Genomic DNA, 15,647 nt, shown 5'->3' with positions numbered 1-15,647 from the left:
AAGTCCAGCGGGAAATTTGGACGACGTCTTGAGGGTTTTGGTGGGGTTTGTTTCATGAATTGCGCCCATTAAAAAAATAATGGACATCATCTTCAATAACTTGATGGGGAATTAACAGACGGCGCTGGGCGTACGCTTACCCTCGATCCGCGCGTACGCCAGGAGCTGTGATGATAGAACTGTCAACGCCGGTGTCGCCGGCTCCCCGGCACAGAACGCCGCCACGCCGCCGCGCATGGGTCTCTATCGGATGTTGCGGCAGGTCTGGTCGACCGGGATCGGCCGCTTCGCCTTGATTTGCGTCGTCGCGTTATTGCTGTGCGCGTTATTTGCGCCCTGGCTGGCGCCGCATAATCCCATCGCAATCAAGGCGGTCCTGCGGCTTAAAGGACCAAGCATGGATTATTGGCTGGGTAATGATCAGCTGGGTCGCGATATTTTGTCGCGGCTGATTTACGGTACGCGTATCGCGATGATGGTCGCTTTTGCCGGCACGGGCGGGGCACTGCTGCTGGGATCGCTGCTCGGGCTGGTGGCCGGCTACGGGCCGCGCCAGCTCGACACGCTGTTGATGCTGTTGTGTGATTCGCTGATGTCGATTCCGATGATTTTGTTCGCCCTGGCGGTGGTGACGCTGGCCGGCTCCAGTCTTGCCACCATTATTCTTATCATTATTACCTTCATGGTGCCGGGCTATTCCCGGGTGGTGCGCAGCCAAACGCGGGTACTCAAGCGCATGGAGTATATTGTCGCGGCCCGGGCCATGGGCGTGTCGCCGGTCAGCGTCGTCGTTCGGCATCTGATTCCCAATTTGACCGGCACGCTACTGGTCATGGTGGCGATGGATATCCCCGCGGGCCGCTGCAGGCGGTACGCAACATCAGCCTGTCGCTTAATAAAGGTGAAGTGCTTGGGCTGGTGGGCGAAAGCGGTTCCGGAAAATCCACCCTGGTTAGTGCCATGTTGACCCTGCCGCCGCCCAATGCCCAGGCCAGCGGTGAATTGCGCTATCGCGGGGTCGATCTGCTGACGTTGTCCAAGGAAGATCGGCGCAAACTGCGCGGTAACGGTATCGCCACCGTCTCGCAAGATCCGTTTACCGCGCTCAATCCGGTGGTGACGATCGGTAAACAGCTTGTCGCTTTTCATAAAGCCGGTACGCGCGCGGAAAAACGCCAGCGCGCCCGTCACATGCTGGAGCGCGTGGGGATATCCGACCCCGGCGGCCGGCTGCATCAATATCCCCATGAGCTGAGCGGCGGCATCCGCCAGCGTATCGCTATCGCCGCGGTGTTACTGACCGAACCGGAACTGCTGATAGCCGATGAACCGACCACCGCGCTGAACGCCACGACGGAAATGCGGGGGGTAGAGATCCTCAAGGCCAGTCGGAAGCTGGTGGACGGCGTGATTATTTTCGTCACCCACGATCTGCATCTGGTCAGCGCGTTGTGCGACAAGGTGGCGGTGATGTACGCCGGCGAAATTGTCGAGGCGGGACCGATAGACAGCATTTTCGCCGCGCCGTCGCATCCCTATACCCAGGCGCTGCTGGCCTGCGATCCGGCGCGCATTCCCGGCGTCAGCCGCGAGTTACCGTTTATCGTCGGCACGGTCCCGCCGCCCGGTGCCGAGCTGGTCGGGTGTCCATTCCAGCCACGCTGCGCCTCGGCTTTCGGGCCCTGTCTCGGTGTGACGCCGGCCCTGACCATCCTCGGACAAGGCGACTGGACGGTACGTTGCCATAAGGTGGGTCCGCATGCTTGAGATTAAAGATCTGGTGGTGCGCTACCGCACCGGTAACCTCCTGAGCCGGCTCAAACCGGGCGCCGTGCGCTATGTGGATATCCTGGCCGGCGTCAGCCTGCATGTGGCGCCGGGGAAAACGTTGGGCCTTATCGGTGAAAGCGGTAGCGGCAAGACGACCCTTGGCCGGGCGGTGATTGGCCTGACGCCGATTAGCGGCGGCACGGTACAGGTTAACGGCCGCCAGCCGCGGGACGCCAGCGACTGGTCCTGGCGCGGGATCCGACGGGATACCGGCCTGATCTTCCAAGATCCGATGGCGGCGCTCGATCCGCGCATGTGCGTGGAAAAGCTGGTGACCGAGCCTTTTAGCGTCAACGGACGCGAAATTAACCGTCGCGAGGCGGCGGGGCGTTTATTGTCCATGGTCGGGCTGCCGGCGGCATTTATCGATCGCTACCCGCATCAATTGTCGGGAGGGCAGGCGAGGCGCGTGGCGGTGGCGCTCAGGCCGAAGCTGATTATCGCCGACGAACCAACCACCGGTCTGGATTTGTCGGTACAGGGCGAGCTGCTGAACTTGCTCACCGCCCTGCAGCGTGAACTGGGGATGAGCTATTTAATCATTACCCACAACCTGGCTATCACTCGCCATGTTACCGACGACATCGCCATCATGTATCTCGGACGCATTGTCGAAAGCGGGCCGACCGCCGCCCTCTTCCGGGCGCCGGCGCATCCTTATACCGCCGCGCTGCTCAGCGCCAAAGGCAGCGGTGGCGAGTCGGGAAAGGGGGTGCTGGTGGGCGAGATCCCGACGCTTTCCCATCGTCCCGCCGGTTGTGAATTTCATACCCGTTGCCCGCAGGCGCAAGCGCGCTGTCGCGTCGACGTGCCCTTGTTGCGGCCGTTGGCCGGCGGGCAGCATGTTGCCTGTCATTTTCCTCTTCACCGCGCGGCACTTTCCCCCGCCCGGTCCGGCGCCATTATCTTCAAGGAGACACATGCATGAAAGGCCTGTCGATGAACAGACGTGAGTTGATTAAAACGCTGGCGGTGCTCGCCGCCGGCGTATCCGGCTCGCTGGTGGTGGGCGGCCAGCGAAGGGTCTTCGCCGCCGATAGCCAAAATAAGGTGCTGCGGGTACAAAATGACCTGGACATTACCAATCTGGACCCCGCCAACCGCAGCGGCTGGTATGACGAAATGGTGATGTTCGCTATCTATTCCGGGCTGTGCCAATACAAGCCGGGTACCGAATGGGGCTGGCAGCTGGATGCCGCACAATCGCTGGAGCAGGTCGACCCGCTCACCATCCGCTTCGCGCTGCGTCCCGGCATCATGTGGACTGGCGGTTTTGGCGAAATGACCGCCGAAGACGTGAAATATTCCTACGAACGTTTTCTCAATAAAGAGTTGGCGGCGATTTATGCTTCCGATTGGGAGGCGCTGGACCATGTCGAGGTCACCGGCACTTATGAGGGCATTATCCATCTCAAACACCCGCTCGCCCCGCTGTTTACCAGCACTCTGCCCCACGCCTCGGGGCTGATAGTCTGTAAAAAAGGTAAGCGCCCCGTGGAGGACGTCTTGAATTATTGGTGGGTTTGTTGTATGAGACAGTAAACCTACGTTACACGCTTATGCTCATTGCATTTTCACATTGCATTGATTTTAATAACTTTTATTTCCATCTCGGTTTGAGTGATATGAAATTAGTGGTTCTGAAGTTTGTGATAGTGTCCATTAAAATTTAAGTGGACACTATCATCGCCGGATTATCCATGATCTGACAGCCGTCCCTTATAGGATGCGGGTTCACTAGGCATCGTAGTGGAACATATTCTTACCGGGCCATGCAACAAACCCACCAATAATTCAAGACGTCCTCCACGGGGCGCTTACAAAAATAATGCCTTGCGTGATTTGTTACCGCGGCTTGAGGCGGCCGGTAATGAGATCATGATTTTTGTCGGCAATCGCAGTTGCATACAGGTCTTTACCGGCCCGGTGCAAAAACAAGCGCCGATGGAAGAGTGGCTGAATATCTTTAACCCGACGTTTACCCTCCATCTGCGGGAAGACGCTATCGTAGAGAGCTGGGTCACGCGTAAACCCACCTGTGACGGCATGGTGACCAGTCTGGAACTTTTTGCCGCCGACGGGACCCAAATTGCCCAATTTAATGGCCAGCGCACCGAGGGCGAGAGCGAGCAGCGCCACTGGTGAGAGCAAATTGCCGAGCTCGGCGGTGATGGCGCACACGCCGGCGCCGCTTAACGCCAACGGCAAGCGGGACGAAGGTCAGGTGTGACGTCGTTACAACAAGCGTGCCCTTAAATGAAGCGCCGTTTCGGTGGCAACTTTCACACCTGGCCGTCTAGTTCGCGCAGCGCCTGACGGCCTGCGCCTAGCGTTTCGCCGCAACCGCGGTGTGTCTTTCCCGGGCGCATCCTGTCGCTCTCCCTTAGCGCCGCGAGCGCGACCCGGCTAGTTTTATTGCTTTTCGTCACCGTTCCCTTCCCTTGCTACAGTTGCTGCCATCACCGTGCCATTTCCTTTCACGCCCCGCGTGAAACGCCCATGCGAGGGCGGCGACGCGCGACGGACATGAAACAACGTCGGGGGAAAGCGCGTGGCGTGCGGACGCACGGAGGCCTCGGACAGGGCAAAAAAGGAGCGTAGACCTCTCTGCCACCCCGATACAAAGCGTTCACACACCTACATCGATGATTTTGACGCCCGGTCCCGAGCGTACGGAGGCCAACGAGGAGAGATATGCCCCCCGGACACAACCCCATCGGACGCCAGCATTGAACTGTCTAGGCTCGACGTCTGAGCTACGGGGGCCCGGGAGGGGTTTTTGCTGCCTGAATAACGGCCGTTCGGGCGCCGATAGGGCTACTTTCGCCCATCTGACGGGCGAAAAGCCGTCATGCCGGCGCCCGGCGCATCAGAAGTCCACGTTAAGCCCTAACTGGAACGTCCTGCCCGGTTGCGTTGCCAGCGCCTGGTCGCTGAGGTCCTGATTGGTGCTGGTTTCAATATTGCGGCTGCTCAGGTAATCCCAATATTTCCGATCGGTAATATTGTATAACCCGCCGCTCACCTTGACGTTTTTCGTGATGCGGTAATAGTCCGTCAAATCCACCAGGACATAGCCCGGCCCGCGCATATATTCCGGCGTGGAATCGGTAATCGCGCTGCCGGAATTATTATAACTCTGGCGATTGGTGGCGCTGGCCCGTTTCCCTTTATTGAAAGTCGCCGTCAGCACGGCACCGTACAGCTCGCCAGGATCGTCATAAGACACCCCGGCCACCAAACGCATCGGCGCCACGCTGTCCAAATCAACGTACTTGTCGCCCATATAATGGGATTTGGCCGCCCCTTCCGCCATACCAAACGCCAGGCGGGCGCGCAGGCCGTCAACATCCGGATACCAGGTGCCGAAGTTGAACCGCGCGCTAACTTCGCCACCGTAGATATAGGCCTTGTCGCGGTTCTCCGCCTGATAAGCAATATCTATATTGCTGGGAATATTGGTGAATTTCTCCGGATTGGCGGACCGGCTATAACACGTATAGTCGATGAAGTTTTTATAGGTATTGTAAAACGCCGCCGTGCTGAACGTTATCCCTTCTACCGCTTCGCCTTTCAAGCCCCATTCAAAATTATTACTGGTTTCCGTATCCAGGCTGGTATTACCAATCAAGGCATACTGGCTGCTGCCCGCATAGCTGGAGCTGAGGTTCCATGAACCGTACATCTGGCTAGCATTGGGGAATTGCGCGCCGCGCTTGTACTGGACATAGGTGGTCAGCCGCGGCGTGATGTCATACAGAAAACTTAAAGACGGCAAGACTTGCGTATCGCTAAACGAACCATAGAGCGTGTCCAGTTCGTCCGTGGTCAGGGTGCTATTGGCCAGGTTGGACAGATCTTTCGGTTTGGTGCGTTGATAGGCTACGCGAACCCCCGGCACCACGGCAAAATCATGTCCCGCCAGATCCCAGGTCATTGTATCTTGCAGGAAAGCGCCAAGATTCTCGCTGGTACTGTTGGCTTCCGGCTGCATGATGTAATTAAACGAACTTTGACTGGGATCCTGGCTGAATGGCCGCTCGGTATCGGACCGCCGAGCATCGATACCCCAGCGAATGTCATGGATGCCCCACTCTTTTTCCATATTGCTGGTTATGCCAAAGCTTTTGCTATCGTAATTGGAATAAGTCGTCACAAGGCTGGTGCCGATGGTGGAAGGTCCATAGGTCCAATCGTGGGCTTCGGTATTTTGGTAAAAGACTTTGGTGTCGATGGTATCCACCCACGCGACATCCGGGTGCCATAAATCATCCAGGGTGGCGCTCCAGCGTCGGGTCTGGCTGGTTTGCTGATTGGCGCCAATAATGGCGCTGCCGGCTGAGTTCCAGGCGGCGTAATGGGTGTGATTGGTTTTGTGAGAATAATCGACGGTGCCGGTAAGCAGATGGTTATCATTTACCTGCCAGCTGCCGGAGGCTAAAAAGGCGTTTGAGTGCCAATTAGCCGGCGCCACCTTCACACTGTCGCTGTTATTGCCGGTTTCCTGGCCGTCCCGGCGGCTGATGGCAATCAGGCCACGCAGCGCCGCCGGCGGTGATGCCGTTATGCCAGCCGCGATTGGCCGAGTCATAGTCGCTTTGATAGCCGAAATAGCTGGATTTTGTCGGGGACAGGTAATCATCCGGGCTCTTGGGACGGAACGAAACCGCGCCGCCGATGGCCTGATTGGCGCGCGTGACGTCGGTTACGCCGGAATCGATGCCGACCCCGCCGTACATATAGGGGTCGATATAATCGCGGCCAATCCCGAACGTGCCCGACCCCGCACGGCTGACATAGCTTCTACCGGTGGCGTTGGGCAGTTCCACGCCGTCCACATCGATAGAGACGCGGTTAGCCTCCAGGCCGCGAATGTTATAGCCGGTATATCCCCCGCGGTCAAAACCGCTTTTGCCGGTGCCGGTTCCCGTGGCGGCGCCGGTGGCGCTCACCAGCGACTGATAGCGCATAATCGTGCCCAAGTCATTGCCGCCCTCTTTTTGCAGATCGCTGGCGCTCAGCGTGGTTTTGGTTCCGGCCTCTTTTTTTATTTTGCTGGCGACCACCCGGATTTGATCGTCTTTATTTTCCGTCTCGCTGGCCACCGTCGGCTGTGCCGTTACGGCGGGCACCGTCGCCGCGGTATTGGCGGCGAAGGCGCCAAACGCGGTACCACCCATAATACCGGTGAGTAAGATTTTATTCAGACGCGCTATCTGAATTCCCCTGTGGTACATAGTCATTAAGCAATCTCCAATTGTCTGACATTTATTATTGTTAAAGCGTGATGTGACGGCGCGGGCGAACCCTGCCGGTGACAGTACACAGATGAATTACACTCTCTTATTTGCGGCTCCCTCTTTTTCAGCGGCGATATCGGGGTGCCCACATTGACTTGCGCAGGGAATTAACAATAACCACACTCAAATGATAACTATTATTATTATTATCTAATGATACACATTATTATCTAATGTAAGAAAGATCTTTCGTAAAATTTACCCGTAAACAGGAATTTACCGTTCGGCGCAGGGCTACCGCCGCTAGTTTGACCAGCAAAAAAGAGGCAGGCAGCGGATATCGGGGGGAATGGAAGCCTGTCGGTGGAGAAACGCGCACCTTTCTGTGCATCGGCATTGGGAGGTCGGCCAGAGTAAGGTAAACTCAAGTCATTACTGGCAGAAATAAAATGGTTTATGTCGACACAATCTGATTACAGTTTGACGCCCGTTGCCGCCCTGCTGCTAACGGCCGGGACGGCCCGTGAGGCCGGCGCCGCCGGGATGGAGGGCAACGGTGACAAAGTCACCGGAGGCGGCGTTTCCGCCGCGCTCACCCCCAACGCTGCACAGCGCGGCGCCGGCGCTACGCCTGCCGACGCCGCGTCCGAGCCTGATGTCGTGGCTACCGGCACCGGTCCTGATGCCGCGCCGGCGAATCCCCGGTCGAACGCCGCGCCCACGCCGCTGCCGCCTATTCGCCAGAGCGGCTTTGTCTATTGCGTCAGCGGCGTGGTCAATACCTTTAACCCGCAAATGGCCAGTAGCGGCGTCACCGTTAATACCTTATCCGCGCAGCTTTACGATTGGCTGCTGGCGGTGGATCCCTATACCTATCGGCTTATCCCCGAACTGGCGCAGCGCTGGGAAGTCCTGGATAACGGCGCGACCTATCGTTTTCATTTGCGCAAAAATATCGCCTTCCAGCACACCGCCTGGTTTACCCCAACCCGCACGCTCAACGCCGACGATGTGGTGTTCAGCTTCGCGCGTATGTTCGACGTCCATCACCCCTGGCACGCCGTCAACGGCGGTGATTACCCCTATTTCGACAGTTTGCAGTTCCCGCAAACGGTGCAGAGCGTAAAACGTATCGACAACGACACTGTGGAGTTCCGTTTAGAAAGCCCCGACACCTCATTTTTATGGCATCTGGCGACCCACTATGCGCCGGTGCTGCCGGCGGAATATGCCGACAGGCTTACGGCCAGCGGCCATCAGGAGCAGTTGGATCGCCTACCGGTCGGTACCGGGCCGTTTATGCTCAATGAATACCACTCCGGGCAATTTATCCGTCTCACCCGCCATGAAAATTATTGGCGCGGAAAGCCGCGTATGGCGCAGGTGGTGATCGATTTAAGCTCGGGCGGGATCTGGCGTTTATCGCGGCTTTTGACCGGCGAATGCGATGTTTTGGCCTATCCCGCCGCCAGCCAGTTATCCATTCTGCGCGACGATCCTCGCCTGCGGCTGACGCTGCGCCCCGGGATGAATATCGCTTACCTGGCCTTCAATACGCGCAAGCCGCCGCTGAACGATGTCCGGCTGCGGCACGCCATCGCGCTGGCGATCAACAATCCGCGGCTGATGCAATCCATCTATTACGGTATCGCCGAAACCGCGGCGTCGCTGCTGCCGCGCGCCTCCTGGGCCTATGATAATGATGCACGGGTCACGGAATATAATCCCGCCAAGGCGCGCGCTATTCTGCGCGAGCTAGGCAAACCGTCATTACGGCTTAATCTGCTGGTGCCCACCGCGTCGCAATCCTATAATCCCAGCCCGTTGAAAACGGCTGAATTGATCCAGGCGCAGGTGGGGATACGCTTGACCATTATCCCGGTAGAGGGGCGTTTTCAGGAGGCGCGTCTGACCGCGGTGAATCACGATATGACGCTCTCGGGCTGGTCCACCGACAGTAACGATCCAGACAGTTTTTTCCGTCCGCTGTTGAGCTGCGCCGCCATCGGTTCGCAAACCAACTATGCGCGCTGGTGCGATCCGGCGTTCGACGCGCTGCTGCACAGGGCGTTGCCGGTGCTGCCGCTCGCCTCGTCGTTGCGTCTGCAGGCCTATCGCTACGGCATCCGCGGTTTGGTGCTCAGTCCGTTCGGCAACGCCTCCTTCGCCGGCGTGTACCGCGATGAACGACAGGAACAGACGCCATGATAATCTTTACCCTGCACCGGCTAGTGTTTCTGTTGGTCACTCTGTTTCTGTTGACCCTGGTTGGCTTTTGCCTGAACTACTATACCCCTGGCGCACCCTTGGGCGGCGCGGCGCTCGTTGACGCCTATCGCTATTATTTCTGGAGCCTGATCCACGGCAATTTTGGCGTCTCCAGCATCAACGGCCTGTCGATCGGCCTGCAGTTGGCCGAGGTGTTTCCCGCGACGATGGAGCTATGCCTGCTGGCCTTTTTGCTGGTGCTGCTGATCGGCATCCCCTTAGGCATTATCGCCGGCGTGGCGCACGGTAAATGGCAGGATATCAGTATCAGCATTTTCACCCTGCTCGGTCTGTCGATGCCGGTGTTCTGGCTGGCACTACTGCTGACGCTCTATTTTTCCCTGCATCTGGGCTGGTTTCCGGTCACCGGCCGCTTCGATCTGTTGTATCCCGTGCAGCGCATTACCGGCTTCGCGCTGCTGGATGCCTGGCTGTCGGACTCCCCTTACCGCAGTGAAATGATCATCAGCGCGCTCAAGCATATGGTATTGCCCATCGCCGTGCTGGCGGTGGCGCCGACCACCGAAGTGGTGCGGCTGATGCGCATCAGCACCGTTGAGGTCATCGGCCGCAATTATATCCGCGCCGCCGCGACTCGCGGGTTGTCGCGCTGGACCATCGTACGCCGACACCTATTGCATAATGCGCTGCCGCCGATTATTCCCAAACTGGGGCTGCAATTTTCCACGATGTTGACCCTGGCAATGATAACCGAGGTGGTCTTTAGCTGGCCGGGCCTGGGTCGCTGGCTTATCAACGCCATCCGACAACAGGACTATGCCGCCATTTCCGCTGGCGTGATGGTGGTGGGAACTCTGGTCATTTCCGTTAACGTGCTGGCGGATGTGGTCGGCGCGCTGGCAAACCCGCTGCGCCATAAGGAGTGGTATGCCCTCAGATAATGTTTATCGCGAAAAACGCATGCCCGGCCCGCTGGCACAGATATGGCGCACCTTTTATCATGACGCCATGTCGATGCTGGGTCTCTACGGTTTTGCCCTGCTGATCCTATTGTGCCTGTTCGGCACGCTGTTTGCGCCCTACCCGCTGGATCAGCAGTTTTTGGGCTATCAACTGCTTCCCCCTTCGTGGTCGCGCTACGGGGACGTCTCTTTTTTCCTCGGCACTGATGACTTGGGCCGCGATGTGCTGAGCCGACTACTGGCCGGTACCGCGCCCACCTTCGGCTCGGCGCTGGTGGTGACCATGGCGGCGGCGCTGGTCGGGCTGGCGCTCGGCGTGCTGGCCGGCATCACCCGCGGTTTGCGTTCGGCGGCGCTAAATCACGTGCTGGATACCGTGCTGTCCATCCCCTCGCTGCTGTTGGCCATTGTGGTGGTGGCGTTTCTCGGCCCCCGTTTGGAACATGCCATGTTGGCGGTCTGGCTGGCGCTGCTGCCACGCATTGTGCGCACCGTCTATACTTCGGTACATAGCGAACTGGAAAAGGACTATATCTTGGCGGTGCGGATGGATGGCGCGTCGATGCCGCATATTCTGCGCTATGCGGTGCTGCCGAACATCGCCAGTCAGCTGGTGTCGGAGTTCACCCGCGCCCTGTCCATGGCCGTCTTGGATATTGCCGCGCTCGGGTTCCTCAATCTGGGCACGCAGATGCCGTCGCCGGAATGGGGCGCGATGATGGACGATCAATTGGAACTGGTGTATGTCGCGCCCTGGGCGGTGATGCTGCCGGGCTGTGCGATCATGCTAAGCGTGCTGATCGTCAATATTTTTGGTGAAGGCGTGCGCCGCGCCATGGTGGCGGAGGTGGAGTAATGCCGTTATTGGATATTCACAATCTCACCATCGAGTTCATGACACCCGAGGGGCCGGTGAAGGCGGTGGATCGCGTGAGTATCACACTGAGCGAAGGGGAAGTCCGCGGTCTGGTGGGGGAATCCGGCTCGGGCAAGAGCCTTATCGCCAAAGCCATTTGCGGCGTGACCCGCGATAACTGGCGGGTAACCGCCGATCGCTTCCGTTTCGACGATGTCGACCTGCTCGCGCTGACCCCGCGCCAGCGGCGCAAGGTGGTGGGCCATAATGTGTCGATGATATTTCAGGAGCCGCAATCCTGTCTCGACCCGTCGGAGCGCATCGGCCGGCAGATAATCCAGTCCATCCCCGGCTGGACCTATAAAGGCCAATGGTGGCAACGATTCGGCTGGCGCAAGCGGCGCGCCATCGAACTGCTACACCGGGTGGGCTTCAAAGCCCACAAAGAGATTATGCACGCCTACCCCTACGAGCTGACCGAGGGCGAGTGTCAAAAGGTGATGATCGCCATCACCCTGGCCAATCAACCGCGGCTGTTGATTGCCGACGAACCCACCAACGCAATGGAGCCGACCACCCAGGCGCAAATTTTCCGCCTGCTGGCGCGCCTTAATCAAAATAACAGCACCACCATTTTGCTGATAAGCCATGACCTGCAGATGATGAGCAAGTGGTGCAACCGCATCAACGTGCTGTATTGCGGCCAAACGGTGGAAAGTGCCCAAAGCGAGGATTTAATCGCCACACCACACCACCCCTACACTCAGGCGTTAATCCGCGCCATTCCCGACTTCGGCCGCTCGATGCCGTCCAAAAGCCGGTTAAATACCCTGCCCGGCGGTATCCCGTCGCTGGAGCATCTGCCTATCGGCTGCCGCCTGGGGCCGCGCTGCCCTTATGCGCAGAAGACCTGCATCCAGGCGCCGCAGCTGCTGCCGGTTAAAAACCACTTTTTCGCCTGCCACTATCCCCTCAATCTGGAGGAGCAATAGGCATGGAAACTCTGCTTGAAGCCCGCAACCTGAGCAAAACGTTCCGCTACCGTACGGGCCTATTTCGCCGCTATCAGGTGACGGCGGTGCAAAACGTCAGCTTCACTTTACGCGAAGGCCAGACGCTGGCCATTATTGGTGAAAACGGGTCGGGTAAATCGACGCTGGCGAAAATGCTGGCCGGCAGCGTCGAGCCCAGCGCCGGCGAGATCTTGATAGACGATCACCCGCTGCATTTTGGCGATTACCGCTACCGTAGCCAGCGCATCCGCATGATTTTCCAGGATGCCAGCAACGCCCTCAACCCGCGCCAGCGTGTCGGCCAGCTGCTGGACGTGCCGCTGCGGCTGAACACCACGCTGACCGGCGGCGAACGTGAACGGGCCATTGACACCACGCTGCGCCAGGTCGGCCTGCGGCCGGATCACGCTTATTACTATCCGCGCATGCTGGCGCCTGGGCAGAAACAGCGCGTCGGTTTGGCGCGCGCGCTGATTTTGCAGCCCAAGGTTATCGTGGCGGACGAAGCGCTGGCGTCGCTGGATATGTCGGTGTGCTCACAAATCATCAATCTCATGCTCGAGCTACAGGCGAAAAAAGGCATCTCGTTTATTTACGTGACCCAACATTTGGGCATGATGAAGCACGTGAGCGATCAGATAATCGTGATGCAAAACGGCGTAGTGGTGGAACGCGGCAGCACCGCCGATGTCCTGGCGGCGCCGCTGCACGATTTGACCCGCCGGCTTATCGCCAGCCACTTCGGCGAAGCCCTGACCGCCGATGCCTGGCGGCGCGATGGCGCCACGCCTTAAGGGCGTAGTCCCTATTGCGCGCGAGCGCCTCGCCCTCAGCGTCACCCGGCGCAAGGGGCGCAGATCTACACGCCGGCGAAAGATTCATGCTACACTTCGCCGGGTTTATCAACGACGAGCGTTGCTGCACGGATTGACCGTGGGGCACACGATCGCATGAAATAATGATCACAAGGATTAATGCTATGAGTTTTCTTACCGGTAAGCGCATTCTGGTGACTGGCGTTGCCAGCAACCGTTCAATTGCATACGGTATCGCTCAGGCTATGCACCGTGAGGGTGCGGAGCTGGCTTTCACTTACCAGAATGACAAATTGAAATCACGGGTGGAAGGGTTTGCCGCCGATTTCAATTCCAGCATCGTGCTGCCGTGCGACGTGGCGGAAGATGCCAGCATAGAAGCGCTGTTCACCCGTCTGGCCGATGTCTGGCCGACGTTTGACGGTTTCGTGCATGCCATCGCTTATGCCCCCGGCGACCAATTGGACGGCGACTATGTGAACGCCGTGACCCGTGAAGGTTTCGCCATCGCGCACGATATCAGCGCCTACAGCTTCGTCGCCATGGCGAAAGCCTGCCGGCCAATGCTTAATCCCAACGCCGCCCTGGTGACGCTGACCTACCTGGGCGCGGAACGCGCCATCCCCAACTATAACGTCATGGGCCTGGCCAAAGCCTCCCTGGAGGCCAATACCTGTTATATGGCCAACGCCATGGGGCCGCAAGGTGTCCGGGTGAACGCCATTTCCGCGGGCCCTATCCGCACGCTGGCCGCGTCCGGCATCAAGAATTTTAAAAAGATGTTGTCCCACTGCGAGTCGGTGACGCCAATCCGCCGCGTGGTGACCATTGAGGACGTCGGCAATACCGCCGCTTTCCTGTGCTCCGATCTGTCGGCGGGTATCACCGGTGAGGTGGTGCACGTGGATGGCGGCTTTAATATCGCCGCCATGAACGAGCTCGACCTGGATTAATCGCCTCGGGGGCCGGACGTTCGGCCCCCTTTCCTCGCCCGACAGATCACGAGCGCATGTCAAGCGCTCACCGCTCACCTCTCCCGCCCCGTTTACCGCAGTCACGCCCTTTGTGCTGTGACGCCGTGCCTGCTATCACTCTACACCTACTGTTACGCCACCACGGCGATAACACGCTGCCCCCGTCACGTCTCGCCAGCGACAGCGCCCTGCCTACCATTACGCCAGGCCGATTTTTGCTCACCGCGCCCTGATGACGATGGGCATCAGCGCGCCTTACCCCCTTGTCGCGGCTTCATTCAGGCCAGGGCGCCACACCGTCCACGCCGTGCTGCGCCAGCCAGGCGCGCCCGAAATCGAATACCACTTGCGCCAGCGGGATCGCCCGCCCGGGGGCGGCGATAGCCATCGCCGTCTGCCGCTTCATTGTCGGCATGGCAATCGGGATAGTGGTTAATGCCGGCGTCATGGCCGGCAAAAGATGGCCGCACGGCACAATGCCGCAGCCCAGACCGGTAAACACCCCTTGCAGCAGTTGGAAAGTCGAGGCGCTCTCCAGGATAAGCCGCGGCTGGAGCCCCGTGGCGCGGAAGTTTTCATCTAAATAACGACGGAAATAGTGGCTCGGCTCGGCCAGACATAGCGGCAGCTCGGCCACCTGCGCCAAGCTTAGCGGCAGCGGCAGTGCCGGGAAGAGCGCCGGGTTAAAAACCAGTTCTACCCCGCGATCCACTATGGGCGCCGTCTGGAATTTCAGCTCTGCCAGTAGCGCCAGTTCAAAAAAGCCTATGCCGAGATCGACGCTATGATTGGTCAACGCCTCCAGCAATTGGTCGGCGCTGAGCACCGCTACCTGGTAGCGTAAATCCGGATAATGCGCCTGCGCTTGCTGCAGCAACTGCGCCAGCGATACGCCGCATTGCGGCACGATACCGATGCGCAACGTGCCGCCTACGCCCTGTTTGAGGGACTCGACTTCCAGTTTAAGCCCCTGATAGACCGAAACAATCTCCCGTGCCCAAACCAACACCCGTTCGCCCTCGGCGGTAAAGCCTTGAAAACTGTTGCCGCGTATTGCGCGGCAAATCATTTGATACTGAAAGGCAAAATTTTTGATACGCTCAAAAAAAAACACAAAAGAAACTTATTTGATACTAACTACTGTACTCATGTCACTTTTTTAACACAGGCTAAAGAAACACCCTGACTGGACATGATATACGAACATAATCACGCTTTTTTCGTAAATCATGATGAAATGAATATACACTCTAATAAGAGATGGCTATAAATCTATCAAAGATGTCTCCTACTTAGGATTAAGCTACTATGATGTCTTTGAGTTGAAGATACGACAATTGTATGGATAAAAAGTTAGACTCTCTCCAAGCGCTGCGTGGTGTCGCGGCGATGTTGGTACTTTTATTTCACTACCGTTTTTACCTTCGTGGAAATGATATAAGTGGCTCTAGCATATGAGATGCGCTATTTGGCTGGAGAATAATTTGCATTGATATATTCTTTGTAATTAGTGGGTTTATCATGGTTTATACGACACACCACTATCAGCAGGGTTTCATATCTTCGTGACGATTCCTGATAAATCGCTCTGTACGAATTATACCCATCTACTATTTTGGATTACTCGTCGCTTTCCTATTAGGTGGTGCTATGAGTACTTTTCACTACCCAGAGAAAATACAAAATTTAATTAGCGCACTTACTTTTACAGTCTATAAGACAGACGTG

11 protein-coding genes and 2 pseudogenes are annotated in these 15,647 nt (G+C 57.9%); 11 read left to right on the top strand and 2 right to left on the bottom strand.

The features are described 5' to 3' along the window. Positions 1-235 precede the first annotated feature (235 nt). From ACMX3H_RS08500 to ACMX3H_RS08480, 5 genes and pseudogenes are all read left to right on the top strand, one after another. Positions 236-967 (top strand): ABC transporter permease, encoded by a 732-nt coding sequence (locus ACMX3H_RS08500; protein ID WP_415210500.1) that lies wholly within the window; start codon positions 236-238, stop codon positions 965-967. Further along, on the top strand, positions 907-1,767 hold the full coding sequence (locus tag ACMX3H_RS08495; RefSeq protein ID WP_415210499.1) for an ABC transporter ATP-binding protein: 861 nt from the start codon (positions 907-909) through the stop codon (positions 1,765-1,767). The genes ACMX3H_RS08500 and ACMX3H_RS08495 overlap by 61 nt, the downstream gene beginning before the upstream one ends. Next, on the top strand, positions 1,760-2,758 hold the full coding sequence (locus ACMX3H_RS08490) for an ABC transporter ATP-binding protein (protein ID WP_415210498.1): 999 nt from the start codon (positions 1,760-1,762) through the stop codon (positions 2,756-2,758). Before ACMX3H_RS08495 ends, ACMX3H_RS08490 begins: the two co-directional genes overlap by 8 nt. Before the next feature lie 11 nt (positions 2,759-2,769). Beyond that, positions 2,770-3,372 carry an ABC transporter substrate-binding protein gene (locus tag ACMX3H_RS08485; protein ID WP_415210497.1) on the top strand — a complete coding sequence of 201 codons (603 nt, stop codon included), beginning with the start codon at positions 2,770-2,772 and terminating at the stop codon, positions 3,370-3,372. 282 nt (positions 3,373-3,654) lie between these two features. Next, positions 3,655-3,975 (top strand): annotated as a pseudogene (locus ACMX3H_RS08480) (ChuX/HutX family heme-like substrate-binding protein); the annotation flags it as partial. Between the two features lie 724 nt (positions 3,976-4,699). Here ACMX3H_RS08480 and ACMX3H_RS08475 read toward each other — a convergent pair. Beyond that, positions 4,700-7,010, bottom strand: a pseudogene (locus tag ACMX3H_RS08475) (TonB-dependent receptor domain-containing protein). 516 nt (positions 7,011-7,526) lie between these two features. On the opposite strand from ACMX3H_RS08475, the gene sapA reads away from it, so the two are divergent. The 6 genes from sapA to fabI all read left to right on the top strand — a co-directional run bounded on the left by sapA (position 7,527) and on the right by fabI (position 13,898). After that, on the top strand, positions 7,527-9,278 hold the full coding sequence (gene sapA, locus ACMX3H_RS08470) for an ABC transporter substrate-binding protein SapA (RefSeq protein ID WP_415210496.1): 1,752 nt from the start codon (positions 7,527-7,529) through the stop codon (positions 9,276-9,278). Next, positions 9,275-10,240 carry a putrescine export ABC transporter permease SapB gene (sapB, locus tag ACMX3H_RS08465; RefSeq protein ID WP_415210495.1) on the top strand — a complete coding sequence of 322 codons (966 nt, stop codon included), beginning with the start codon at positions 9,275-9,277 and terminating at the stop codon, positions 10,238-10,240. The genes sapA and sapB overlap by 4 nt, the downstream gene beginning before the upstream one ends. Next, a complete protein-coding gene (gene sapC, locus ACMX3H_RS08460; protein ID WP_415210494.1) occupies positions 10,227-11,117 on the top strand; it encodes a putrescine export ABC transporter permease SapC in 891 nt (296 codons plus the stop codon). Before sapB ends, sapC begins: the two co-directional genes overlap by 14 nt. Beyond that, positions 11,117-12,109, top strand: coding sequence for a putrescine export ABC transporter ATP-binding protein SapD (gene sapD / locus ACMX3H_RS08455; protein WP_415210493.1), 993 nt, complete (start codon positions 11,117-11,119; stop codon positions 12,107-12,109). The genes sapC and sapD overlap by 1 nt, the downstream gene beginning before the upstream one ends. A gap of 2 nt (positions 12,110-12,111) precedes the next feature. Continuing rightward, complete coding sequence (gene sapF / locus ACMX3H_RS08450) at positions 12,112-12,924, top strand: putrescine export ABC transporter ATP-binding protein SapF (RefSeq protein WP_415210492.1); 813 nt, start codon at positions 12,112-12,114, stop codon at positions 12,922-12,924. Positions 12,925-13,109: 185 nt separating this feature from the next. Continuing rightward, positions 13,110-13,898, top strand: a complete 789-nt coding sequence (gene fabI, locus ACMX3H_RS08445; RefSeq protein ID WP_415210491.1) for an enoyl-ACP reductase FabI — start codon at positions 13,110-13,112, stop codon at positions 13,896-13,898. 295 nt (positions 13,899-14,193) lie between these two features. Here fabI and ACMX3H_RS08440 read toward each other — a convergent pair whose 3' ends face one another. Next, positions 14,194-14,988 carry a substrate-binding domain-containing protein gene (locus ACMX3H_RS08440; protein ID WP_415210501.1) on the bottom strand — a complete coding sequence of 265 codons (795 nt, stop codon included), beginning with the start codon at positions 14,986-14,988 and terminating at the stop codon, positions 14,194-14,196. Between the last annotated feature and the right edge of the window lie 659 nt (positions 14,989-15,647).

The organism is Sodalis sp. (in: enterobacteria), from assembly GCF_047607725.1.
In the GTDB taxonomy this organism is placed as follows: Bacteria; Pseudomonadota; Gammaproteobacteria; order Enterobacterales; family Enterobacteriaceae; genus JBLKSS01.
The sequence above is the reverse complement of the archived record's forward strand: the minus strand, read 5'-3'. Positions and strand labels throughout refer to the sequence as shown.